The organism is Mycolicibacterium komossense, assembly GCF_025822605.1.
In the GTDB taxonomy this organism is placed as follows: Bacteria; Actinomycetota; Actinomycetes; order Mycobacteriales; family Mycobacteriaceae; genus Mycobacterium; species Mycobacterium komossense.
Window position 1 is genome coordinate 225,594 of the sequence record NZ_JACKTY010000031.1, and the last position, 24,600, is coordinate 250,193.

Consider the following 24,600-nt stretch of genomic DNA (forward strand, 5'->3'; position numbering starts at 1 on the left):
CGTCAGTCATGGTCGCTTACTCCCGCACGCACCTGTTGGCGCAGTCGTCGGCGCACGACGCGTCGGACCACCCGGCCGCGGAGGCGTTCGACCGCGCCCGGGTGGCGGACGTGGTTGGCGAATCGCTCCCCCCGATTGCTGGACGCTGCCCTTGATGTCATCGATGCTGGTCTCGAGGAGGAGGTGATCGCGTTTGCGCCAGATGCCGCCGATCATGACCGATTCGACGTTGCCGGGGTGAGCGTGCAATGCCGCGGCAACGGGATCGTGCAGTGGCCACAGATTCAGTCGGCGGGTATCGATGACGACAAGGTCGGCCTGCAGGCCTGGCTGGATACGACCGATCCGGTCGGCCAATCCGAGTGCGCGCGCTCCTTCAATGGTGACCCACGATAACGCCTGTTTTGCCCTGATCTCCAACGACTCCGTCCCGAGCCCCGTGCGCTGGTGTTTCAGGTCATGCGTATGGCCGCGTTGCAGCGCAAGGGTGATGCGGGCGGCGACGAGAACCTCACCGGGCGTGGCGATCTCGGTGTCGGTACCCAACGAGGGGGCCGTACCGATACGCAGCAATTGCCTGGTCAGCGACGTGCAGTGGCCCTGACCTAGCTCGTTCTCGGGGGTCGAGGTGAGACTGACACCGGCATCGGCCAGTCGCTGGACCCAGGCGCCGGTCAACCCGACGCCGTGCACGATGTTGACCCCCGGACCCCACAGACCAGCCACCCCGACGGCCCGCCACCCAGGGTTTGGCGGTCCGGCGCTTTGGTGCATCGAGGCCAGGATTCCGCGCTCGGCGGCGGCGCGCAGATCGGCGATCGCCACCTCCGGTTTGGACAGCTGCGGTCCCTCCACGGCCATCCCCATCGACAGCAGGTCGCTGGCGCCGATCGGTCCGCGCAGCAGGCGGTCGACTTCGCCGGTGTCGTGCGGACGCTCCCGCACGCTGTGCGGCGTGCCGTGCAGAAACACCGCGCGGACCCCGGCTCGGGTCAACGCGTCGACGCCGGCATCGGCATGCTCGGGGGTGACGCAGTTGTGGCACCAGTCACCGATGGTGGTCACGCCCCCGTCGATCTGGTTGAGGGCGCCGGCCAGCGTCCCGACGTACATGTCGTCCGGGGAGTAGCGATGGGCGACCGCGCCGTGGGCATTGGCCAGGTACTCCGGCAGAGACCAGTCGGTGCCGACGAATCGCATCGCCGTCTGCCAGGTGTGCAGATGTGCGTTGACCAAGCCGGGGATGACGACGCGGCCCGCCAGGTCGACGATGTCGGCGCCAGCGGGATCGAGCCGCCGCCCGATCTGGGTGATCCGGTCGCCCTCGACGAGGACGTCAAGAACTTCGGAGTCGGGCCGGTCCGGTGCCATGGTGATGACGTGCGCGCCCCGCAACAAGGTGGTCAACCGCTGACTTCCGATCTTCGCCGCCCACGAGCGTCTACTTCCATTAATGGATACAGTGTTTCCGATACGATAGAGGGAGTCAACCCTCGTGGTGGGCCAGCCGGGCCTGTAGTCCGCCGATGAGCAACTCCAGGCCGAATTCGAACTCACTGTCCAGCGACACCGGGACGTGCTCCGCGACGGCGACCGTGGCGGGAAAGTGGGTGAGGTCAACCTCCGCCCATTCGGCGAGCTGGGGTTGGCCACCGTCAGGGGCTGTGAGCTGAAGGGCAATACCCAAGACATAGCGCGCGACGGTGGCCCACGCCCGCAGGGCCAGCGGCGGCGGGAATCCCGCAGCCAGCAGCACGGCGAGCGCCCTCTCACGCAGTGTCAGCATGTGTGGCCCGACCGGGACGGGGTCCATCATCAGCGGTGCCACGTGCGGGTGCCTGCATAGCACGTCGAACATGCTGCGGGCCAACGTCTCACACGCCTGCTGCCACGGCAGCGATGTGAAGATGCCGGTGTCGACATTCACCTCACCCATCACCGCGTCCACGACGCGCGCTATCAGGTCGGCCCGGCCGGAGAAGTGGCGGTACAGGGTCGCGGTGCCCGAGTCCAGCCGCTGTGCAAGGGAGCGCATGGACAGTGCATCGCCACCACCCCCATCGAGGATCTCGATGGCGGCGGCGATGATCCGATCAAGCGGCACGGGCGGGCGACCCCGCGACCGAGAAGGCGTGGTCACGAGCTCAAGTATGACGAGGCTTGACACAGGCACAAATTATGGCAACGCTGTATCCATTATGGCAACTCGATCCGATCCCGACATTCGGCCCGATTCGCGCTTCGCCTGCGTCGATGGAACGCAGATGCACTACAAGCGCAGCGGGACCGGCCCCCCGGTGCTACTGCTGCACGGCAGCGCATCGTCGCTCTACGGAGTGGAAGCCGTCGCACAACGCCTGTGGGGCAACTTCGACGTCATCCGGCCGGATCTACCGGGGTTCGGGGTCACCGGCCCACGCCTAGACCGCGACTACCGAGTGTCGACCTACGCGACAACGATCGCTCGATTCCTCGACGCCATCGACGTACCGCAGTGTGCGGTCGCAGGAAACTCGTTGGGCGGCAACATCGCCTGGAACCTCGCCCTGGACGCGCCGCAGCACGTGAGCGCCTTGGTGCTGATCAACGCCACCGGCTATCCCGAGAAGGCACTGCCGGCCGGAATGGCGTTGGCCCGCAACCCGGTCATCGGTCAGGTGCTGCGCAGGGTGATGCCCCGGCGCGCTGTAGAGCGCAGCCTGCGCCAAGCAGTCGGAGATCCGACCGTCATCGACGACGCGGCGATAGATCGGGCCCACCGGTTGTGGAACCGGCCCGGCAACCCCGCGGCGTTCGTTGACTTCGTCACCACCGATCAACCCGACCGCAGCGTCGATATCCCCAACATCACGGTGCCCACTCTGGTGTTGCGCAGCGCCGGCATGGACGGACAGCATTATGCGCAAGACATCGCCGGCAGCATCGAGACAGTTCATCCCCACGGGGGCCACCTACTCCCCCAAGAAGACCCGGCCTGGGTCGCCGACGCGATCACCGGCTTCCTGCAGTCTCTCGCCGAAAACGGCCGTGGCCGATGAAGTACTTCGTCGCCGCCGGCGAAGATCGCCGACTCGATGCTACGGCCCGTAAGTCGCTGCGCGGGAGCTATATTCAACTTTCCAACGGCATCACTCACTACGAGTTGACCGGACCCGCGGGCGGCGACGTCGTCGTGCTGACCGGGGGCCTGACTGTTCCCCTGTTCTATTGGGACGAAACTGCCGCCGCCCTGCACGACCATGGACTGCGCACCCTGGCCTACAGTGCGTACGGGCGCGGCTACTCCGATCGCGTCGAGGGGCCCTACGGCGAGGCACTGCTTGCCCGTCAGCTCTTGGAACTCATCGTCGACACCCTTGACGAATCAACGCCTCGGCACCTGGTCGGCGCGTCGATGGGCGCACTCGTGGCGATGGCCTATCTGGGCCGCCATGCCGCCGCCCCAACCACCGTAACCCTGATCGGCCCCGCAGGACTCAGCCCGCCACCGATGCTACAAAAGTTGTTGCTGGGCAACGACATAACCGGTGGTCTGATCGCGAAACACCTGGGGCAGCGGATCTTCGACCGCCACCAGAGGCACAACGTGCGTGACCGCAAGCGCGCCGCCGACCTGGCTGCCATGGTCGATACCGCTTACCACTACGAAGGCTCGCTGTTTGCGTTCTTCGATACCTTGCAACACTTTCCGCTGTTCGACCGTGCCGAGCTCTACCGGGCCACCGGCGCTCTGCCGATTCCCGCCATGCTGATGTGGGGCACCGACGACCAGGTGACCCCGATCAGCAGCCTGGACCACGTCAACGACCTTCTGAAACCCGAGCAGTGTCATGTGATCCCGGACTGCGGGCACATGGTCCCCTTCGAGCGTCCCGCCTTCGTTGCCGAGAAGCTCGCAGCGTTCACGGCCTTCCATACGAAACGGTGAAGTTTCCCATGACCACACAATCCTCGACCACCGACGTCGTGATCGTCGGCGCCGGGCCCAGCGGCACCGCGTTGGCGATCGACCTGACCCGCCGCGGCGTAGCCGTCCGTCTCATCGACAAGGGGACTCACGCCTTCGACGGCTCACGCGCCAAAGGGGTCCAGCCACGCACCCTGGAGGTGCTCGCGGACCTCGGTGCCATCGACGACATCCTCAACCAGGGCAGCCACTACCCGAAGATGGGTATTCACCTTGGCCCGGTGACCATTCCGTGGCGCATGATGGCCACGGGTCAGCCCGGACCCGATGTTCCGTTCCCCGATACCTGGCTGATTCCGCAGAACAGCACTGTCCGCGCTCTGCACGATCGCCTAGCCGCTCTCGGCGGCCGGGTCGAACTCGGCACCGAACTGATCGACTTCGCCACGGACGTCACCGGCGTCACCGCACAGGTGACCACCTCAGATGGAGACGAGGAGCTCGTCGCGCGCTACCTCGTAGGCGCCGACGGTGGCCGCAGCCGGGTCCGCAAACAGGCCGGGATCGAATTCGGTGGCTCCACGGACGAGGCCGACCGGATGCTGATTGTCGACGCGGCGGTCGACGGTGGTCTCTCGCGAAAGTACTGGCATGTGTGGCCCGGGCCCGGTGGCCGTTTCGCCGGAGCCTGCCCACTGCCACATTCGGAGTTGTTCCAGTGGATGATCAAGCTGGCTCCCGACGAAGAACCCCCCACCACCGCTGCAGAGATCACCGAGAAGATCCGCACCATCACCCGAGACAAGCGGATTACTCTGCGGAACATCGCATGGCAGACGGTCTTTCGCCCAAACATCCGCCTCGCCGAGCACTACCGTCGCGGACCGATCTTCCTGGCCGGCGACGCTGCCCACGTCCACACCCCGGCTGGGGCGCAAGGACTCAACACCGGAATTGGCGACGCGTACAACCTCGGCTGGAAACTGGCGCAGGTGCTCGCCGGGGCCGACGATTCGCTGCTGGACACCTACCAAAGTGAGCGCCAACCCATAGCCGCCGGCGTACTGGGGCTATCGACTCAAAAGTACGAGGGGCTCGGCAAACTCGACCCGTCGAGTCTCCGGCGCGGCCAGGACGAGAAACAGCTCACCCTCACCTACCACGGCGGACCGCTCGCCACCGCTACAGACCGAACCGCGACGCTGCAGGTCGGAGATCGAGCCCCCGGCGCGGATCTGGTCACCGCTGACGGTGTACGCCTGCGACTGTTCGACGCCTACCGCGGACCACACTTCACCGCCATCGCCTACGGCGACTATGCCGCCGACGAACTCGCGAAGCTGAACTGGCCTGCCGAAGGTGCGCAGCTCAAACGCCTCCATGTCGAGGTGGCCGCCGCTCACACCCAGGACGCCGATCACGTGCTGAGCGACCCGACCGGGGACTTCGCTCGTATCTACGGGCTCTCGCGGTCCGCGGTCCTGCTCATCCGCCCCGATGGCTACGTCGGCCACATCGCCACCCACCACATCGCCGAGACGATCGGGCGAACCGTTCGAGCCGTGGCACCACGAACACACCCGTAGGGCCACACGCGCGACGTCCCAGGTTCCGACCGCCTCATCGGCGGCGGGTGGGTTTTGAACCGTGCGCAGGAAGGCGCTGGTTAGGCTGGGTGATCGTTCGACGTGAGGAGCGACGGGTGGTCACGTTGGACCGGCTGGTGAATGTGCTCGGGGGCTATGGGGTCCGCCTGCGCTTCTGTGCGGTGCCGCGGTCCACCGAACTGCGCAGCGTGGTGATGCCCGAGGGCGCCCACGGCCGGGTGGTGGCCGGCGATGTTCTCTTGGCCATCGGCGCCCATTCGGTGGACGAGGCGGTGCAGTGGGCGGCGGCTGCGCAGGCCGTCGCCGTGATGGTCCGCGACGGCGAGGACACCACGTTCGTCGGTGAGGGCCAGCCGATCGCGCTGATGGTGGTCGACTCAGCTGTGTCGTGGAGCGAGTTGGCCGCCATCGTTCACGGGCTGGTGCTGGAGGGCCGCGAAACCGAATCCGGGCGTGGTCCCACGGATTTATTCGCCTTGGCCGACAGCCTGGCGGACTCGATCGGCGGCGCGGTGACTATCGAGGATCCACTCTCGCGGATGTTGGCCTACTCCCGGCTGCAGCAGCACACCGACCCGGCGCGAGTCGAGACCATCCTGGACCGGCAGGCACCCGAGCGGCTGCGCGCCCTGTTCGATGCCCGTGGAGTGTCAGCACACCTGGCGGCATCGGACGAACCGCTCTTCGTCGCGGCGGACGCCGAACTGCAGATGACGGGGCGGATGGTCGTCGCAGCGCGCGCCGGTCGAGAGCTGCTGGGCACGGTGTGGGTCACCTGTGTCGCGCCGTTGGGCGGCACCCGCCTCGCGGCATTGACCGATGGTGCGCGCACAGTGGCCCTGCACCTGCTGCGCTCCCGCGCCAGCGCGGACTTGGAACGCCAAGTCGAATCCGAACTTGTCATCCGGTTGTTGGAAGGAACCGCGGACGCCGCAACCCTGGCCAGCAAGCTCGGGCTCCCCCCACAGCCGTTGCGGGTGATCGCCGTCCGCGCCCACCTTGGCGCCGAGCGGCATGCTCCCCTGTTGTTGGCATTCGAGCGGGCCACAACGGGTTTCGGTTGGTCGCGCCCGGGTCGCAGCGCGTTATCGGGGACCACCCTCTACACGGTGCTGCCCGGCGACGAGTCGGCGGCAGCGCACCGCTGGGTGTCCGATCTCCGGGCCGCGCTTCCCGTCGGGGTGACGGTGCTGGCCGGGATCAGCGGCGTCGCGGCCGCCGCTGAGCTCGCGGCCGCGTGCCAGGAGGCCGACGAGTGCCTTGCCCTGCATGAGAGTCGCCCGCCCGGCCATGAGCCGGCTCCGGTCTACGACGAATCGTGGGACGCCATCTTGCTGGAACGGCTCCGCACCGCTGCCCGCTCCGGGCGCACTCCGACGCGCGGGCCGGTGACCGAGCTGCGTCGCCACGATCGGCAACACGCCAGCCAGTACGTGGCGACGCTGCGGGCCTGGTTGGAGGAACAGGGTGACCCCGCCGCGACCGGTGGTCGACTCGGCGTGCACGAGAACACCGTCCGCTATCGGCTACGCAAGATGTCCGAGGTAACCGATCTGGGGTTGGACGACGCCCGCACCCGGCTCGCGATGATGATCGAACTCACGGCCACCGACGACCACTGACTCTTCCGAGAGCCCGTTGTCGGATTACTCCAACAAGTCATCGGCCAGTTGTCCGATTCCGGCAAACCGATGCGAGACCATGCCCCTGACCATGGAGGCAACAACCAGTACTCAGTGAGCTGTGGAGGCATGTGATGGTCGGCGTCGAGCGTCTTGACGGTGGGCCGCGATCGGCGATCGTGGTGGGTGCCGGCATCGTCGGCTTGTCCACGGCGTGGTTCCTGCAGGAACGCGGAGTCGAAGTGACGGTGGTCGACCGCACCGGTGTCGCCGCAGGCGCTTCCTGGGGCAATGCCGGATGGATCGCCCCCGCGCTGACGCTTCCCTTGAACTCCCCCGCCGCGCTGGGCCATGGTCTGCGCTCCTTGGGTAACCCGGCCGCCCCGCTGCACATCCCCCTGACCGCAGACTCCGGACTGGCCAGCTTCCTGATCCAGTTCGCACTGAACTGCCGCCGCTCGTCCTGGAATCGGGCGATGCGGGCCAACCTGCCGCTCAACGAGGAATGCATCGAAGCCTTCGACGTGCTGATCGGCAACGGAGTCGACGCGCCAGTGACCGACGCCCCGATCACCGCGCTGTTCCGTGACACCGACGCCGCAAAGCACATGATGGGCGAGCTGCGCCGCCTCGAAAGCGCCGGACAGACAATTTCTGTTACCGGATTGTCCGGCGATGCGCTGCGTGAACAGGTGCCGCTGGCGTCGTCGGCGATCACCGCCGCGCTGAACATCAACGGTCAGCGTTTCATCGACCCCGGCCGATTCGTCAACGCCCTGGGAGTAGCGGTCGCCGACCGAGGGGCAACGATGCGCACCCTCGAAGTGAGTGACGTGACGACTTCGGGCAGCGGCGTCACCGTGCAACTGCACAACGGAGAGTCGCTCACCGCCGACACCGCGGTGATCGCCACCGGCGCATGGTTGTCGAGGCTGGCGGGGAGCCGGGTTCGCGTCCCGGTACAGGCTGGTCGTGGCTACTCGTTCACCGTGCCCGTGGACCGTCCCCTTCCCGGGCCCATCTACTTGCCGGACGTGCGGGTGGCGTGCACTCCCTACCAAGGCGCCCTGCGCGTCGCGGGCACCATGGAGTTTCGCAACCCATACGAACCGGCGGTCCCAGAACGGGTGGACGCCATCGTCGAATCCGCGAGACCCCTACTGGACGGGGTGCACTGGGCGCAACGCAGTGACATCTGGGTTGGTCCGCGCCCGGTCACCCCTGACGGCCGCCCCCTCATCGGTGAGATGTCACGCAGCGTCTATGTCGCAGGCGGACACGGCATGTGGGGATTGGCGCACGGCCCGGTCACCGGTCGACTTCTTGCCGAATACATCACCACCGGCAAACAACCCGAAGCCCTGCGCGAGTTCGACCCATTACGCCGCAGCGGCCGCTGACACCTCTCAACCCCGGGAATCCGTCCCGACGCGAATACCGCCCAGCACGGGCCCCCGAGTCGTCAGGGGCGGCGCTCAACTTCGACCCGCCCCTGACGACAAACCTCGTTGCCAAACCCGAAGGACACCACAATGACGACCACAGAACGAATATGGATGACATTGCAGGCGCACACTCGGCTAAAGACCGAACTTGCCGCCCTGCGTTCGCGTCCCAATATCGAGATTCACGACGACTCCATTGGATACGACGACACCGTCGTCGCGAATTATGCCGCGCGCCAAGCACGGATCCGCCAGCTTGAAGACCTACTGACCCACGCCGTCGTCGGGGAGGATCCACCCGACGACGGCGTGGCCGAACCGGGAATGGTGCTGACCATCCGCTACGACGACACCGGCGAGGTCGAAACATTTCTGCTCGGAGTGCGTGGGGCAGAAGACGCCGATATCGAGGTGTATTCCATGCAATCCCCGCTTGGCAGCGCGATCGACGGAGCACGCATCGGTGAACAGCGCACCTACTCCATCCCCAGCGGCAAAGAACTGCCCGTGACCCTGCTCAAGGCGGCGCCCTACGGGATGGACACCCCGAATTCCTCAGGGAGACAGTCGGTGCCACCGCGACGCAACCTAGACCACTGGCCGCTTGAACAACGACCTGCGGCCGGAACCAAGCGCTGATGCGTGAAAGGCACCGACATGCCCACAACTCCACGCGTCTGGATCTCACTACAGGCCCACGAGCGGCTACACCGGGAGCTGGACACCCTGCGGTTTCTGTACTCCGCCGGCCCCGCTGATGGCGATACCGACGAAAACGTCGCCGCCGTCCGACACGCGTGGGAGAAACGGATGCAACAGATCCACGACCTGTTGATCCACGCCGTCGTCGGCGATGACCCACCCAACGACGGGGTGGCCGAACCCGGCATGGTCGTGACCATTCGCTACGACGCCACCGGCGACACCAACACCTTCCTGCTGGGCGTGCACGGCGCCGAATTCGCCGACATCGACGTCTACTCCGTCCAATCCCCGCTGGGTGCCGCCATCGCCGGCGCGCGCCCCGGCGATCATCGCACCTACAGACTCCCCACCGGTGGCCCGCTGGCAGTCACTCTGCTCAGCGCAGTGCCCTACGGCATGCACACCGCCGACCTGAATCAACCCACACCGCATGGGAAATGAACTCCGTACCCGTTGTCCATTTCGCCGGGGATTGTCTGAAGAGCGGTGGATCTGGTCTTGGTCTGACACGCACAGCGATGCTCGTCGAGGAACAAAGTACCCGCCAACGCAGGGAGCGATCCACGTCCCGATTTGGCAGAAACCTCTCTACAACCGGCAATTCTGACTCTGGCTTCGCCTGCTGAGATCACTGCACACTCTTCGTATGACATTGACGAATCCTGTTCCATCACAAAAGGAAACGCTCACCGACGACGGCGGTCTGGTGACCCTGCCGGGCACGCCGCTGGCAGTAGCGGCCCTGGCGCTCGTGCAAGGTGCAGAAACACAGGCCATCGCCAATCACAGTGTGCGAAGTTTCCTTTTCGCTCGGTTACTCGCCCCGCACGTCGGCCTCGTGTCAGGTGAAGATTTCGATGAAGAACTGCTGTATCTTTCCTGCGTCCTGCACGATGTCGGTCTGTCGCCTCTCGCGAAGAGGGACACGCGTTTCGAGGTCGATGGCGCCGACCGCGCCGCCGAGTTCCTCAGCGGCCAAGGACTAGAGGCCAAGAAGGTCGATGCTGTCTGGCAAGCGATCGCGCTGCATAACACCGCGGTCATCCCCGAGCGCATGGGCGCGCTGACATCGCTGACATATCAGGGCGTAGCCATCGACTTCGGCGGAGTACTGGGCCTGCCGGATTCGCACCTGGCTGCGGTGCCCCTGCAGATCGGGGCTGTAATCAATGATGCCTATCCGCGGTTCGACATGGCCACCTCGGTCATAGACGCAGTCGCGGATCACGCTGCCGCCAATCCTGACAACGCCCCGCGCTACACCCCACCGGGCGAGGTCCTGCGCGAGCGGCGCGAGTTCGGCGCCACCTTCGCTGAAAAGCTCATCGCCGACGGCGGTTCACGGTGGGGCAACTGATTACCGCGTACCGGTCTCGTCGAGACGGGTCTTGGCAAGCTGTCGATGCAATGCCGCACCTCACACCATTCAAAGTAACGACGAAGGGAACCACCTCCATGTCCAAGCCCGAATTCTTTGATACTCCCGGCTACGGCGAACTCGTGCGTACCAACTACAGCTATAGCCAGGCCGTGCGGATCGGGGATCGCGTCAACATCTCCGGCCAGGGCGGATGGGATGATGACCAGGCCGTCTCAGCCGACTCCCTGGAAGCTGAGATTGACAAGGCCTTTGACAACGTGGAACGGACTCTGGCCGCCGCTGGGGCGACCTGGCAGGACGTCGTCAGCGTGCGCACTTACCACGTGCCTACCCAGGATGATTCGATCGGCGACGAGCACCTGGGCGCGGTCGTCGGTCAGTTTCGGAAGCGGGCCGGCAAGCACCTGCCGCTGTGGACCGCGATCGGCGTGAAAGCGCTGGGGCTGGCTGAGATGAACATCGAGGTCGAAGTGGAAGCCATCATCGGGTCCGGTAGCGACTAGCAGACGCCGGCCCATCGGTTGCCGCTCGACGTGGAAACTTCAGCATGATCCGAGAGCGTCTCGGCCGCAATCCTATTCGTGAATCACCGCGCCGACGCCCGGACGCAGCCTCGGCGACCCGGAGTCCTGAACTGCGCTCCAGATCCTCGAACGTGACAACGAAAGGACGCACCCGAATGTCCAAACCTGAATTCTTCGACACCCCAGGCAGTTGCACTGCGTCCTTCGGCAATCTGGGGCAACCGACTCGTTCAGCCGTGAGATTCCCGAGCGCATTCAAACCGAGCGGTTCGCGCTTATCGACCGCGGTGACTACCCGTTTAGCACATGTCATGTCGATAATTTCGTCGAAGCCGTGCAACTAGCACTCGGCGGCGGCGCGGGTGGGCGCGCCTACCTCATCAATGATCGAGAATTGATCACGTTTCGTCAGTTCATCGCCGCGCTTGCAGACATCCAGGGTCTCTCGATCGATAGCCTCCGATCAGTTCCCTACCAGGTCGCATTCGCCCTGGGACGGTTCATGGAGATCGCCGCTTCCCTACGCTCGGAGGAGGGCGATCCGCCACTGACACGAGCGATAGTTCGTATGATCGGAAGGGAATTCACGACCAGCAATGGTGCCGATCTTGGCTACGTTGGCGGAACCTTTCGCACCGAAGGACTCGAACAAATGGCATCCGCCCCCTAGCGCGAACAGATTCGGCTCGTTGCAGCATGGGCAGAATTGCGAGCCCCTGCGGCCCGGAAGCCACGAAACGGCGCTACACAACCAGCACCTGGACGATCTGGCATCCAAGAGCCTTGGGCGCATGGTCACCGGATCCCACGAGCGCGCCCTGATCGGCAGACAAGATCTCACAGGTTGCTGACCGTCGAGCAGAGTCGCTTCTCAAGAAGTTTCACCGTAGCGGCCACTCGGTAGCGGTCGGGAATGAGGACCGGTACGTTCCACGCCGAGAAGGCATCGGCCGCCGCTATTGGACCGCCGTAAGCCAGGATGGCGCGCTGCTGCACGGCCCGAGGACCGGGCATCCGACTTGGCTCAGACCGCCGCTGCGGTGCCGTAGTCGCAGGAGAAGGTTTGTCGGTATGCCGTCGGGGTCGTGGCCAAGCTACGACGAAAATGCAGTCGAAGATTCGCAGCCGAGCCGAGCCCTGAGTCCTGAGCGACCCGGTCAATCGAATAGTCGGTAGTTTCAAGCAATTCTCGGGCTGCGGTGATGCGTGCGTTGACCAGCCACTGCAACGGAGTGGTACCCGTCTCGTCACTGAAGCGTCGCATGAAGGTCCGCACAGACATCCGAGCGTGCTTGGCCATTTCTGACACGGTGATCGGATCGGCGAGATGGTTCAATCCCCATGCCCGCGTGGCTGCTAACGACGACTCTCCGACTACAGCGACCGCCGCGGGAACAAACTGCGCCTGGCCTCCCTCGCGATGGGGCGGAGCCACCAACGCGCGCGCCACCCGATTCGCCGTGGTTGCGCCGAGATCGCGCATCACCAGATGCAAGCACAGATCGATGCCACAACACATGCCGGCCGCGGTGAGCACGCTGCCGTTGTCGACGTACAGGACATCCCGATCTATCTGCACGAAGGGAAACTGTGCCTCCAATTCCCCGAGATGCTGCCAATGGGTGGTGGCCCGTCGACCGTCGAGAAGGCCCGCGGCCGCCAGCGCGAATGCGCCGGTGCAGATCGACGCCACTCTGGCTCCTCGCGCCATAGTGGTAACTAGGCCATCAAGCACGGGGGCAGGCACGGGGCGCTGAACGGGTTGATAACCAGCCACGATCACGGTGTCGGCTTCGTCCATGATGTCCAGCCCGTGGTCGATCGCCATGATCAGGCCGGATGAAGCCGTGACGCGGTCGCCTATCCCACAGACCCTCACGTCATACGGAAGACCGGGCTGCACCGTGAAGACGTCCAGCGGGATCGCGAGATCCAGTGCAGTGACACCGTCGAGGGCCACGACTGCGATGCGGTGGTTATCCATCGAAGTGATGCTGGCCGATCGGCACCGAGCAGACCAGTGGCTGTTCTGCCTAACATCGTCAGAATTCGGCCAATTTCTCGGCGGTCGCGCCGAAGCCGCCACGGCAACCCACCCGCGGCAACTCCTGCACAGGGTTTCCGAGGTGGCATCGGACCTACAGGGGTATCAAGGCGATGCGGGCGTGGTTGTTGAGCCGGTCAATGGTTGCTTCGAGTATCCGGCCTCCGGGGTTCTCAACCTGACCTGACCTACCTTTCGGGTTCCAGATGCGGTGACTATCGGACGGCCTTTACGAAAGGCCGACTGTTGTGCCACACCCGTATCCGGCCGAGTTCCGTGCCCGCGCGATCGCGCTCGTGCGCGCCGGCACGCCGCAGAAACAGACCGCCGACGATCTGAGTATCCACCCGGTCACGCTGTCGAATTGGATCAAGCAGGACGACATCGACCGCGGGGTGCGTCCCGGTGTCCCGACGAGCGAATCAACAGAGTTGCGAGCAGCGCGGCGAAACGGCCGGATCACTCCGACTGGCAACTAACCAATGCCAGGATCAGATCCACCGCTTATCGGACAGCCCCTTCCGCCGCACCTTCGGCGGGCGATGCGCGCCTTGGAGGAAAGGCGATCGTAAGACTGTGAGCCCACGAGATCGTCGATATCAGGCAGGGGCGGACTGATTCGCCAGCCCGGCGCTCGTACGTTCAGGGTTAGCTGTTGTTTCGGTAGACGGTGGGGGTGACGCCGACGCGCTGCTTGAAGGTGGTAGCGAAATGACTTGGGGTGGAAAAGCCCACGCTCATGCTGATGTCGGTGATACTGGCCGCTGTCGCCGACAAGAGGGCCTTTGCCCGCGCGATGCGCTGTTCGATCAGGTACTGGTGGGGAGTTGTCCCGAAAGCCGCCGCGAACGCGGACAGGAATCGGCTGGCCGTCATATCCACCGTCGCTGCCAGTTCGTCGAGATCGATACGGCTGTCCAGCTCGGAATGGAGGTAGTCGATGACGATCTGTTGGGCGCGCTGATCGAGGTCATGTTCGACATTGGCGGGGCGCGTAGGTCTGGGTTGAGCCGGGTAATGCTCAGCGATGTGCAACTGCACGGTCTCGGCCAGTGACTGGCGAAACAACGTGGCCGCCGCGCCGTCCTGGTGGATCAGGCCGGCGAGACGTTCCACCAAGCGGTGCAGCAGTATGTCCGCATAGCCCACCCGGGGTATCAGCTCGCGGTCGCCGAACACTTCTGTGGGAACTGCGATTTCGCAAAAACTGACCATAGCGCCTTGGGCCAGAGCTGCGTAGCGATGCTCGGCGGGAATAACCCACACGTCGCCCACGCGGGGAAGGCACCGACCTGATGGGCCACTTTGGAAATCGATCTCCATGGATGTGAGATTGCCACGCCGATGGATGACGAAGACGTGGTGAGGTTCCTGGAAGCACCAGTCGGTGGGCTTGGTGACCGTTTCCGCAACAAAGCGGAAGTCCAGACCCTGCAGCTGCACACCACGCGCCGACACCACAGCGCGGTCGCTGCGTTCGCGTTGCCCGTCCCACACCTGCATTTTGTTGCCTCTACTGCGGACTGTTCGAAAGTCACCGATTTTTCGAAGGTACCCAATGATTGCGCCACGATATCGTTCCCGCCGCAAATCGAAGAAGGAGCGACTATGACTGCGAACACCATCACCAGCAAAAATGTGCTGATCGCCGGCGGGGCGAAGAACCTGGGCGGACTGATCTCCCGTGACCTCGCAGAGCATGGAGCGCGGGCTGTAGCGGTGCATTACAACAGCGAGTCGACCCGCGCGGCCGCTGAAGAAACCGCTTCGGCCATCGAAGGGGCGGGAGCGAGCGCGCATTTGCTTCAGGCTGATCTCACCGGTGCAGCGGCGGTGGTGAAGTTGTTCGCCGACGCCAAGGCCGCGATGGGGTCGATCGACATCGCGATCAACACCACCGGCATGGTCGTCAAGAAGCCACTACCGGAGATCACCGAAGAGGACTATGACAAGATCTTCGCGATCAACGCCAAGACGGCGCTGTTCTTCATTCAGCAGGCCGGAGAGCAGCTCTCGGAACGCGGGAAGCTGCTGACCGTGGTGACCTCGCTGTTGTCGGCCTACACCGGTTTGTATTCGATCTACGCCGGATCGAAAGCACCCGTCGAACACTTCACCAGGGCGGCGTCCAAAGAGTTTGGGGCGCGAGGGATCTCGGTCAACGCGGTGGCACCCGGCCCCATGGAGACGCCGTTCTTCTACGGCCAGGAGACCAAGGAGTCCGCGGAGTACAACCAGAATGCCGCAGACCTGTCGAAGTTCACCGAAACCGGACTGACCGACCCGAAGGACATCGTGCCGCTGGTGCGATTCTTGGTCAGCGAAGGATGGTGGATCACCGGGCAGACGATCCTTGCCAACGGCGGGTACACCACCCGCTAGCCATGGCCGATCACACCGGTAGTTCGCTACGTGACCGCAGCGAACTACCGGAGGTCAGCACGGCCGAGTTGTTTTTCGACCTGGTGTAGGTCTTCGCCGTCACCCAGCTCAGTCACACGCTGTTGCATGAACGCAACGACCTCTCAACGTTTGTGCCTGGCTGCTTCTTGGACAAGCTGCACGCGGGAGGACACGTCGAGCTTGCGGTAGACGTGGGTGAGGTGGGTCTGCACGGTGCGCGGGGAGATGAACAGCCGTGCGGCGATGTCTTTGTTGGCAAGACCTTCGCTCACCAACCGCACGACGTCGTGTTCGGTCGGGGTCAGAGATTCCCAGCCGCTGGCCGGCCGCCCGCGTTCGCCGCGACCGCGCTGTGCGAACGCGATCGCCCCGGTCGTGCTCAACGCTTGCCCGTCCGACCAGGCGGCTTCGAAGACGTCCGGCCCCAGCGCGGCACGGACTGCCGTCACCACCGCGTCGTACGCCTCCTGAAAGACGGTGAGGCGCGCTTCGTGGTGCCGTTGCCGGATCCCGTGCGCCGCGCCGTAGAGACGTGCTGCGTGTAGCGGGCGCCGTGAGACATCCACGGCCGCCAGGCATTCGAACACATCGGGGACGCGGAGGTAGCCACCGGTAGTCGAAGCAACCGCCAGCGCCTTGTACGCGTCACGTTCAGCCTGGTCGGGCTCGCCCTGGGCGATCGCGACCCGGGCGCGCGCCGCCAGCGCCCACACCTGGTACGCGCCAGGCACGACTGCCACCGAGTCGTCCGCCCAGCGGCGGGCGGCAGCGAGGTCACCGCAGCACATCACAGCCTCCGCCATCGGCAGGAGGCTGCGAATGAACAGTTCCTTGCGCGCATAGGTGTGCTGCAGTGCCGCCTCGCACGCCGACTTGGCCTGTACAGCATCGCCGCGTCCCAGAGCAGCCAGAGCCAAGACGACATAGGCGCTGTCCTCGTGAAAACCACCCATCCGCGCTCCGATATCCAATGCCATCGCGGCCGCAGACTCGCCTGCTTCGGCGCTACCGGTACTGACCAACGAATGGCCGAGCGTCATCAATCCGAATGCTTCCATTGCGCGGTCCGCGTCGGCACGGGCCTCGTCGATCACGTCCTGCGCAACTCGGATGGCATCGAGCACGTGGGTCCCCAGGTGACTGAGGGCATTGGCGAGAAACACCCGGCTGTACCGGGACATGAAGCGGTCGCCGATGAGGTCGGCGGCCTCACGGCCGTTCTCGCCGGCGATTCGCGCTTCGCCAGGTGCACCGGCGGTGACACCGTAAAAGGTCTGATAGCCGAGGGCTTGGCACAGCGTCGACTGGTCGCCCGACGTCCTCGCACGTTCGACCGCTTCGGCGAGGTACGACCCGCCCAGTTCGGGTCGGTCGAAGCTGAGCATGCCGCTGCCCATCAGGGCGCGGGCGATCAGATGCTGATCACCGGTCTCTCGGGCGGCGGCGACGGCGACATCAGCACGGGAGCCGCTCTCCGGCGATTCGGTGTTGAGCCACACCGCCAAATGTGCGGCATCGGCGACGGCGCGCACCCAGGTTGCCGGATCCATATCCTCATCGCGGTAGCGTTCATCGGCGAAGACCGATTCGAATCCGGCCAGTCCCTCCCGAAAGCGACTGCGGGTCAACCAGACTCGCTGCAGTGACGACAACATGGTCAACGCGGTGGCGAAGTCGGCGATCTCGCAACTCCACCCGTAAGCCGCTCGCAGGTTGTCCATCTCGATCTCTGCCCACGAAACCAACTGCGTCGGTTCGCCGTTCGTCTGTGATTCCTGCGCGGCCGCGGTGACGGCGTAGTGGTCACGGTGGCGGGTGCGAATGACGTCTGCTTCGCCGGACGCCGCGAGTCTTTCCATGCTGTATTGCCGGACGGTTTCGAGCAGGCGGTAGCGCATGTCGCCCCCGGAGTCGTCGGCGACGACGAGGGATTTGTCGACCAGCAGCCCGAGAACGTCGATGAGCTGGGCGCGTTCGGTATCGGTGCCTGCACCGACTGTATGGGCGGCATCGAGATCGAACCCACCGGCGAACGCGGCCAGGCGGCGCAGCAGAACTTGCTCCGGGTCGGTGAGCAGCGAGTGTGACCAGTCGATGGAGGCCGAGAGCGTCTGCTGCCGGCGCACCGCGGTGCGGGCCCCGCCGGTGAGAACACGAAAACTGGTGCGCAGGCTTTCGAGGATCTGCGGGAGCGCGAGGGTTCGGGTGCGGGCGGCGGCCAGTTCGATCGCCAGCGGCATGCCGTCGAGGCGGCGGCAGATCTCGGTGACTGTTGTCGACTGCGCTGCCGTGGTGCAGAAGTCGGATCTGGCGCGGCGGGCGCGGTCGACGAACAATTCCACGGCCTCGTCGTCGGTTGACAGGGAAGGCACCCGCCAGGTCAGCTCACCGGGGATTCCGATCGGTTCGCGGCTGGTCGCCAACACGCTGACCTGCGCGCCGGCGTGCAGGATATCGACGGCCAGGGCGCCGATGGCATCCAGCAGATGCTCGCAATTATCCAGTACTACAAGTAGTTTGCGGTCTCTGACGAACTTCTGGATGGTCTCCGTGGTGGTGCGGCCGGGCTGGTCGGTCAGCTCGAGGCTGCGTGCGACACTGACCGGGACGACAGCGGGATCAGTGATCGGGGCCAGATCGACGAAGAACACCTCGCCGTCGAAATCAGCCTCCGCCTCAGCAGCGACGCGAATCGCCAGCCGCGTCTTGCCCGCGCCGCCGGCGCCGGTCAAGGTTACCAACCTGTTGTCCCCCAACAGTTCTCCAACTTGGACCACCTGCTCGGCGCGGCCCACGAAACTGGTCAACTGCACCGGAAGCCGCGACCTGCGCAATACGGGGGTGACGCGCAGGGGCGGAAACTCCACGCGCACATCGGGGTGATTGAGTTGGAGCACCCGTTCCTGGCGCGGCAGGTCGCGCAACACGTGCGAGCCCAGGTCCGCCAGCCAGGCATCTTCGGGCAGCCGATCGAGGACCATCGCCTCGGTGGCCCCGGACAACACGGTCTGGCCGCCGTGGGCGAGGTCGCGGAGCCGTGCGGCGCGGTTGATGGTCGGCCCAGCGTAGTTGGCTTCGTCGCGCAACTGGATCTCGCCGGTATGCAACCCGATGCGCAACCTGGTCGGCTCCACCGGCGCTCGCTGCAGCGCCAGCGCACAGGCCACCGCGTCGCTGGCTTTGGCGAACGCAACAACGAAACTGTCACCCTCGCCCTGTTCGAGGGGGCGCACCCCACCGTGGGCCGCTACCAGTTCCGAGACGATCGCATTGAGTCGTTCGATGGCGGCGGCCATGTCCAGCCGTCGGGTCTCCCACAACCGGGTGGACCCTTCGATGTCAGCCAGCAGCAACGTCACGGTTCCAGTGGGCAACTCGCTCACGGCCAGCTCGCTCCAGTCCAGCGGCGCAATCTCCGCGTAATCATGCACGCTCACCAGCTTCGACGGCAGCCGAACAGCACAACATCGGCATAACCGCGTACATCTGCGCCGGCACGGTGCGCACGCACCAGAGATACGACCCCCGAACTACCCCGCCTACGCATTGCGGCGGATGTTTTGTCGTCCCACTTGTCGGACGGTCGAAGGCGTCCGCATCTGAAGGAGATCTCATCATGACCACCGCGAGCAGCCGGTACCCCAACGTGTTCGACGCCGGCCTCCCCACCGTCGAATACCAACACCTGACCGACCCCGACGAGGCTCACGCCCGCATCGCGCGAGCCCGCCGGCAAACACCGATCGCCCTGGGCCCCTATGGGCCTGAGGTGCTGCACTACGAGCTGGTCCATACGGTGTTGTGCGACCCACGCTTCGCTATGCCCCGCGGCCTCGGACTGGACGCCCAGGGAATCACCTCCGGATCGCTGTGGCACCGGGCGAGCACCAACATTCTGAGCCTCGACGGTGACGCCCACCACCGGCTGCGCCGACTGGTCGCCAAAGCCTTCTCCCCCAGGGCGACCGCCCGGCTGCAGTCGCTGATCAGCACCACGATCACCGAACTTGTCTCCGCCCTTGCCGAGGCAGGCGGCGGGGACGTGGTGAGCGACGTCTCCCGCCGCTACCCGACCCCGATCATCTGCGCCCTACTCGGCGCACCACCACAGGACTGGCACCTGTTCACCGCCTGGTCCGACGACATCATGAAGATCTTCGACTGGAATGTCGCCGACGACGAACCCGTGATCACCGCCGCCTGGGACCAACTCGACGCCTACCTCGATCACATGGTGGCCCACCGGCGAAACACCCTCACCGACGACCTCATCTCCGAACTCATCCGCGCCGAGGACGACGGCGACAGACTCACCCGCGACGAACTGTTGATGCTCGCCGGAGCCCTGCTTGCCGCCGGAACCGATACCACCCGCAACCAGCTCGCCGCTGCCATTCAATGCCTGTGCGACCACCCCGAGCAGTGGGCCCTGCTCGCCCGGCAACCCGAACTCGCTCCCCAGGCCGTCGAGGAACTCATCCGCTACTACCCGGTGAGCTTCGGCACCATACGCAGCGCCACCGAAGACGTCGAACTGGCCGACGTCACCATCCCCGCCGGAACCCTCGTCGTCGCCAACACCGCCGCCGCCAACCGCGACTCCGGAGTCTTCGACAAACCTGATCAACTCGACATCACCCGCCGAGGCGTTGCCCCGGTCCTCACCTTTGGCGGCGGCACCCACTACTGCCTCGGTTCTCACCTGGCCCGCCTCGAACTCACCGCCGCCCTGCAGGTCTTCACCAGCCGCTTCACTGCGCTACACCGCACCGGGCCGGCGCCGTGGAAGGCCATCACCGGCGTCACCGGACCGGTCACACTGCCCGTCGCCACTCAGTGCGCGGGACTGATTTCACGCTCCGATTAGCACGCATTTCCATTGGGGCGCATGCAGGTTCCCAACTCTTCTGCCCGATCATGGCGGTCTGACCTTCGGTTACGCCCGCCGTCTCCCGGACCTCGCGCCGACAGTGCTCTCCACCATAGGCACTCCAATTGGTCAGGGGTCGCCGTCGCCTACGGCGCGGGGCATGCCACACCGCAGTCATTGCCGATCGAGCTCATGTCGCATGGATTTCGTTGAGTGCGTGGACAAGTGGGGCCAATTCTGGAACCTCGCGTGCCCGTGCGAGGGACGCCTCCAGGGTGGCATCATGCGTAGGTCGTGCGGCGTCGAGTAATTCACGCCCTGACGCTGTCAGTTCGGTGTAGATCCCGCGACGGTCGTCCGCGCACAGGATCCTGATCAGCAATCCCCTGTCCTCTAGTCGATTGACCAGTCGGGTAGTGGCACTGCTGCTCAGCGCGGCCGCCCGGGCGAGCTGGGTCATCCGCATATGCCATCCGTCCTGGCGGCTCAAGGCGTCCAACACGGTGTACTCGACGACGGACAGCTCATGACCGCGCTGCAGTGCACGCTCCAGATCGGTATCGAGCGCGCCATACAGGGCGGCGAGGGTGCGCCAGCCCTGCGACCGGATCTCGACGGCGTCGTCGGCAATCCCCACGTGCATCTCCTCGATCGATGAACCAGGTCACACATTACCAGCTTGCGCCTTTATACGGCGTATGCAATATTATTGCCGCGCGTATGCAATATCTGCAGACGCCAGCAATCCGCTAGCGCGCCTTATTGTGAAGGAAATGTCAACGATGCCTCTGGGTCTCATTGCCCTGGCTATGGGTGGTTTCGGGATCGGCCTGACCGAGTTTGTCATCATGGGCCTGCTCCCGGAGGTTGCCGCCGATTTCGCGGTGAGCGAGGCGACCGCCGGATACCTGATCTCCGGATATGCCCTATCGGTCGCGGTCGGCGCCGTCGCACTCACGGCAGCGGTCACCCGCCTCGATCGGAAGAAGGTCCTGCTGGGGCTGATGGTGCTGTTCATCGTCGGCAACCTGATGTCGGCGCTGGCGTCCAGCTACGAGATGATGCTGACCGGTCGCATCGTCGCGGCGTTGTGCCACGGCGCGTTCTTCGGGATCGGCTCGGTAGTTGCGGCCGACCTGGTTGCGGAGAACAAGCGCGCCGGCGCCATCGCGATGATGTTCGCGGGGCTGACCATCGCCAACGTGCTGGGGGTGCCACTGGGCACCCTACTGGGCCAACAGCTGGGTTGGCGTTCGACCTTCTGGGCGATCACGATCGTCGGCATCATCGCCATGATCGGCATCGCGATACTGGTGCCGCACATCGAACACAACACCAGCGGAGGCCTGCGAACTGAACTGGGCGCGTTCCGCCACCCGCAGGTCTGGCTGTCGATCGCCATCACCATCCTCGGCTACGGCGGCATGTTCGGCGCCTTCACCTACATCGCATTCACTCTCACCGAGGTCAGCGGTTTCGCATCAACGAGCGTTCCGTGGCTGCTGGTCCTGTTCGGAGTGGGCCTGCTAGTGGGAAATACGTTGGGCGCCAAGGCTGCCGACCGAGCGCTCACTCCAGCGCTGATCTGGATCCTGGTATTGCTCGCCGTGGTGCTGGTGGCATTCGCCGCGACCGCGCAATACAAGGTGACGACGATCATCGCGCTGTTCCTAATGGGTTCCTTTGGCTTCGCCACGGTGCCAGGGCTGCAGATGCGCATCATGAACTACGCCTCCAGTGCACCTACGCTCGCTTCAGGTGCCAACATCGCGGCGTTCAACGTCGGCAACGCCCTGGGCGCCTGGTTGGGCGGGCTCACCATCGCCGCCGGATTCGGCTTCACCTCGCCGATCTGGATGGGCGCCGTGGTCACTGCGATCGGGCTGGTGGTGCTGTTAGGCGCCACTGGGCTGGACCGTTCCCGCAACTCCCCACTGCACAATGCTGATCCGACTGTAGCGACCCCCGCCACCCCATAGCTGGGTTCTCCCGGACCGTTGCTACAAGCAAATTTGGGGCTTCAGCAAGCCCGACGGTTTACGATTCCGCGGGCGGACTGATCATCCGATACATCCTCCAACGATGTTGTCCTGCAAGTCTCAGCTCCCTGATCCTGAGTTCACCGCGATGGACCTTCTTGGCGAAGTCGTGACCAGGTGCGTGCACGTGATGCGTTGCTGTTCGTTACCCCGGAATACAACAGATCCGTGCCAGCGCCCTTGAAGAACGCGGTGGACGTCGGGTCTGCCCCACATGGCGCCAACGCTTTCGCCGGTCGGCCCGCGGGCATCATCAGTCTGTCTCCGGGGCGGTTGGGTGCCTTTGGCGCCAACCACCACCTACGCCAATCGTTGGTGTTCCTCGACATGCCGACCCTGTAACAGCCCGAGGCCTACCTCGGTGGCAGCTACGAGATATTCGACGACGATGGGCGACTGCAATCGAAATCGGTGGAGACGCTTCTTGGCGGCTTCCTGGAACGCTTCGAGCAGTGGACGCGCCTTCACCTCCCAGTGGTGTCGCGATGACGACGGCCAACCCAGTCAAGCGCAACCTCCCCGCTGCCCAGCGACGGGCGATGCTGCTCGACGCCGCTTCTGAACTCATCATCGAGCACGGTGTCACCGGCACGTGCATCGATGACGTCGCAGCACATGCAGGAGTCTCGAAAGGTGCCGTCTACCACCACTTCAAATCCAAAGACGACCTACTGTGCGCACTCGAACAGCGCTTCAGTACATCTATTCGCGACAAGGCCCGACTGGCCAGGACGAGCACAGTCGGACTGGACGATGCCTTGTCGTCGTGGACGACTGCCCTGGTTAACGCCTACCTCGACGAGCGACCACTGCACGACGCACTCTTCTACGGATGGTCGCCGACAAGCCGACAAGCCGAGAAGCCGCCTCCGACAACGTCCTCATCGACGACCTCCGGCAATTACTGCTCGACGCCGGGGCCCATGATGACGTTGCAACCGCCGACCTGGCAGCAGGGTATGCCGTGGCCGGCATTACGACTGCAGTCGACCGTGCGGTTCTCGCCAATTGCGCCGAACCCCGCGATCCCCTCATCGCACTTGCAATTGCCTGTACTCGCGCTGCTGCCACTGTGCCAGTCACTGCAACAAACTGCTCCGACGATTCGAACCGAAAGGTGAACAATGCCCGTCGAAAAGAACCCCTCAACCGCCCAAACGGATGACCTACTCGGTCATCACCAGGCAGGTATGACCACCTCTTTGCCGCCGAACGACTCGACCAGCTGCTTCTTGACTTCGTCGGTCTGATAGGACTCCTTCAGCACCTTGATCTTCTCGGTGTCCTGCTGGCCGTTCTTGACCGCAATCACGTCAGGTGACTGGTTTTGCTTGGACTCGGTGACCAGCGCGGTGTGGAAGTCGATTCCAATGTCGGCGGCCTGAGACGCGTAAAGGAATCCGGCGTCAGCGTCGTCGAGCGCCTTCGGTAGCAGGGCGTAGTCCAGGCCCTGGATCTTGATGTGGCGCGGATTGTCAATGATGTCGCTTTCGGTGATGGAGAGGGGGTCGACGCCTGGACGCAGCTTGATCAGTCCGGCGTCTTGAAGCATGAGGAACGGTCGGTAAAAGTTCGCGGGCTCGATGTGGGCAGTGACGACCGCGCCGTCTGGGAGGTCCTGAATCGACTTCCACTTCTTGGAGAACAGTCCGCTCGGGTCGGTGAAGGCGTCGAAGGCGGCCACGAGATTGCCTTTGAACTGGCGGTCGTAGTACTGGAGGTACGCGGCGTGTTGGTGATAGGTGGCGTCGGCCTCCCCGTTCTCCACCGCTGAATTCAGTGCGGGTCCATCGGTGATGAACTTGTAGTCAAGGGTGTAACCACGCTTCTTGACCTCTTCGGCAAGCACCTTCGTCGTGTCCTCGTAGAGCGCGATGTTCGTCGACACGAACCTGATGGTCTTGTCGTCGTTCTGCGCGCCAACCCCGGTGACCTCGGAGCATCCTGCCATCGCGGGCAGGCACACGGCCGCCAGGACGGCAGCAACGATTGATTTGTATCTCATGGGTTTTCCTTCTGGTGATGTGATCGCGCGCGTTCGGGAATGAATGCG

24 protein-coding genes and 1 pseudogene are annotated in these 24,600 nt (G+C 64.6%); 17 read left to right on the forward strand and 8 right to left on the reverse strand.

The annotated features are described in order from the left end of the window. Window positions 1-6 precede the first annotated feature (6 nt). Together H7J73_RS18905 and H7J73_RS18910 are read right to left on the reverse strand one after the other, a co-directional pair. Window positions 7-1,407 (reverse strand): amidohydrolase family protein, encoded by a 1,401-nt coding sequence (locus H7J73_RS18905; protein WP_264069098.1) that lies wholly within the window; start codon window positions 1,405-1,407, stop codon window positions 7-9. A gap of 79 nt (window positions 1,408-1,486) precedes the next feature. Further along, window positions 1,487-2,140 (reverse strand): TetR/AcrR family transcriptional regulator, encoded by a 654-nt coding sequence (locus H7J73_RS18910; protein WP_264069099.1) that lies wholly within the window; start codon window positions 2,138-2,140, stop codon window positions 1,487-1,489. A 58-nt stretch (window positions 2,141-2,198) separates the two neighbouring features. Between H7J73_RS18910 and H7J73_RS18915 the strand changes: the two genes are divergently transcribed. From H7J73_RS18915 to H7J73_RS18960, 10 genes are all read left to right on the forward strand, one after another. Next, complete coding sequence (locus H7J73_RS18915) at window positions 2,199-3,038, forward strand: alpha/beta hydrolase (protein WP_264069100.1); 840 nt, start codon at window positions 2,199-2,201, stop codon at window positions 3,036-3,038. Further along, window positions 3,035-3,928, forward strand: a complete 894-nt coding sequence (locus H7J73_RS18920) for an alpha/beta fold hydrolase (protein WP_264069101.1) — start codon at window positions 3,035-3,037, stop codon at window positions 3,926-3,928. Before H7J73_RS18915 ends, H7J73_RS18920 begins: the two co-directional genes overlap by 4 nt. 8 nt (window positions 3,929-3,936) lie before the next feature. Beyond that, window positions 3,937-5,493: an FAD-dependent monooxygenase gene (locus tag H7J73_RS18925; protein ID WP_264069102.1), complete on the forward strand. Its 1,557-nt coding sequence runs from the start codon at window positions 3,937-3,939 to the stop codon at window positions 5,491-5,493. Between the two features lie 116 nt (window positions 5,494-5,609). Then, window positions 5,610-7,136, forward strand: coding sequence for a PucR family transcriptional regulator (locus H7J73_RS18930; protein ID WP_264069104.1), 1,527 nt, complete (start codon window positions 5,610-5,612; stop codon window positions 7,134-7,136). A gap of 134 nt (window positions 7,137-7,270) precedes the next feature. Then, window positions 7,271-8,536, forward strand: coding sequence for an NAD(P)/FAD-dependent oxidoreductase (locus H7J73_RS18935; protein ID WP_264069105.1), 1,266 nt, complete (start codon window positions 7,271-7,273; stop codon window positions 8,534-8,536). Between the two features lie 132 nt (window positions 8,537-8,668). Continuing rightward, window positions 8,669-9,220, forward strand: coding sequence for a GreA/GreB family elongation factor (locus tag H7J73_RS18940; RefSeq protein ID WP_264069106.1), 552 nt, complete (start codon window positions 8,669-8,671; stop codon window positions 9,218-9,220). An 18-nt stretch (window positions 9,221-9,238) separates the two neighbouring features. Further along, window positions 9,239-9,727 carry a GreA/GreB family elongation factor gene (locus tag H7J73_RS18945; RefSeq protein ID WP_264069107.1) on the forward strand — a complete coding sequence of 163 codons (489 nt, stop codon included), beginning with the start codon at window positions 9,239-9,241 and terminating at the stop codon, window positions 9,725-9,727. Window positions 9,728-9,932: 205 nt separating this feature from the next. Further along, entirely contained in the window at window positions 9,933-10,643 is a 711-nt protein-coding gene (locus tag H7J73_RS18950; protein WP_264069108.1) for an HD domain-containing protein, read from the forward strand. 98 nt (window positions 10,644-10,741) lie between these two features. Further along, window positions 10,742-11,170 (forward strand): Rid family hydrolase, encoded by a 429-nt coding sequence (locus tag H7J73_RS18955; protein WP_264069293.1) that lies wholly within the window; start codon window positions 10,742-10,744, stop codon window positions 11,168-11,170. Between the two features lie 355 nt (window positions 11,171-11,525). After that, window positions 11,526-11,861: a hypothetical protein gene (locus tag H7J73_RS18960; RefSeq protein WP_264069109.1), complete on the forward strand. Its 336-nt coding sequence runs from the start codon at window positions 11,526-11,528 to the stop codon at window positions 11,859-11,861. 167 nt (window positions 11,862-12,028) lie between these two features. Here the strand turns inward: H7J73_RS18960 and H7J73_RS18965 are convergent, their stop codons facing one another. Next, window positions 12,029-12,205 carry a hypothetical protein gene (locus H7J73_RS18965; RefSeq protein WP_264069110.1) on the reverse strand — a complete coding sequence of 59 codons (177 nt, stop codon included), beginning with the start codon at window positions 12,203-12,205 and terminating at the stop codon, window positions 12,029-12,031. 10 nt (window positions 12,206-12,215) lie between these two features. Further along, complete coding sequence (locus H7J73_RS18970; protein WP_264069111.1) at window positions 12,216-13,175, reverse strand: helix-turn-helix domain-containing protein; 960 nt, start codon at window positions 13,173-13,175, stop codon at window positions 12,216-12,218. Window positions 13,176-13,182: 7 nt separating this feature from the next. On the opposite strand from H7J73_RS18970, the gene H7J73_RS18975 reads away from it, so the two are divergent. Both H7J73_RS18975 and H7J73_RS18980 read left to right on the forward strand, forming a co-directional pair. After that, entirely contained in the window at window positions 13,183-13,422 is a 240-nt protein-coding gene (locus H7J73_RS18975; protein ID WP_264069112.1) for a hypothetical protein, read from the forward strand. Window positions 13,423-13,483: 61 nt separating this feature from the next. Continuing rightward, window positions 13,484-13,696 (forward strand): annotated as a pseudogene (locus tag H7J73_RS18980) (transposase); the annotation flags it as partial. A gap of 187 nt (window positions 13,697-13,883) precedes the next feature. Here the strand turns inward: H7J73_RS18980 and H7J73_RS18985 are convergent. Next, on the reverse strand, window positions 13,884-14,738 hold the full coding sequence (locus H7J73_RS18985; protein ID WP_264069113.1) for a helix-turn-helix transcriptional regulator: 855 nt from the start codon (window positions 14,736-14,738) through the stop codon (window positions 13,884-13,886). Between the two features lie 105 nt (window positions 14,739-14,843). Here H7J73_RS18985 and H7J73_RS18990 point away from each other — a divergent pair, with 105 nt between their 5' ends. Then, entirely contained in the window at window positions 14,844-15,617 is a 774-nt protein-coding gene (locus H7J73_RS18990; protein ID WP_264069114.1) for an SDR family oxidoreductase, read from the forward strand. Between the two features lie 143 nt (window positions 15,618-15,760). On the opposite strand, the gene H7J73_RS18995 is transcribed toward H7J73_RS18990, so the two are convergent. Beyond that, window positions 15,761-19,069: a LuxR C-terminal-related transcriptional regulator gene (locus tag H7J73_RS18995; protein ID WP_264069115.1), complete on the reverse strand. Its 3,309-nt coding sequence runs from the start codon at window positions 19,067-19,069 to the stop codon at window positions 15,761-15,763. Between the two features lie 185 nt (window positions 19,070-19,254). Between H7J73_RS18995 and H7J73_RS19000 the strand changes: the two genes are divergently transcribed. Beyond that, window positions 19,255-20,505, forward strand: coding sequence for a cytochrome P450 (locus tag H7J73_RS19000; RefSeq protein WP_264069116.1), 1,251 nt, complete (start codon window positions 19,255-19,257; stop codon window positions 20,503-20,505). Between the two features lie 193 nt (window positions 20,506-20,698). Here H7J73_RS19000 and H7J73_RS19005 read toward each other — a convergent pair whose 3' ends face one another. Then, the gene (locus tag H7J73_RS19005; protein WP_264069117.1) at window positions 20,699-21,145 is read right to left on the reverse strand and encodes a MarR family winged helix-turn-helix transcriptional regulator; all 447 of its coding nucleotides are present in this window, start codon (window positions 21,143-21,145) and stop codon (window positions 20,699-20,701) included. A gap of 145 nt (window positions 21,146-21,290) precedes the next feature. Between H7J73_RS19005 and H7J73_RS19010 the strand changes: the two genes are divergently transcribed. The 3 genes from H7J73_RS19010 to H7J73_RS19020 all read left to right on the forward strand — a co-directional run bounded on the left by H7J73_RS19010 (window position 21,291) and on the right by H7J73_RS19020 (window position 23,668). Beyond that, on the forward strand, window positions 21,291-22,487 hold the full coding sequence (locus H7J73_RS19010; RefSeq protein ID WP_264069294.1) for an MFS transporter: 1,197 nt from the start codon (window positions 21,291-21,293) through the stop codon (window positions 22,485-22,487). Window positions 22,488-22,664: 177 nt separating this feature from the next. After that, window positions 22,665-22,889: an NAD(P)H-dependent oxidoreductase gene (locus H7J73_RS19015; protein WP_264069118.1), complete on the forward strand. Its 225-nt coding sequence runs from the start codon at window positions 22,665-22,667 to the stop codon at window positions 22,887-22,889. A 143-nt stretch (window positions 22,890-23,032) separates the two neighbouring features. After that, window positions 23,033-23,668, forward strand: a complete 636-nt coding sequence (locus H7J73_RS19020) for a TetR/AcrR family transcriptional regulator (RefSeq protein ID WP_264069119.1) — start codon at window positions 23,033-23,035, stop codon at window positions 23,666-23,668. 56 nt (window positions 23,669-23,724) lie between these two features. On the opposite strand, the gene H7J73_RS19025 is transcribed toward H7J73_RS19020, so the two are convergent. Next, window positions 23,725-24,552, reverse strand: coding sequence for a MetQ/NlpA family ABC transporter substrate-binding protein (locus tag H7J73_RS19025; protein ID WP_264069120.1), 828 nt, complete (start codon window positions 24,550-24,552; stop codon window positions 23,725-23,727). Window positions 24,553-24,600: the final 48 nt, after the last annotated feature.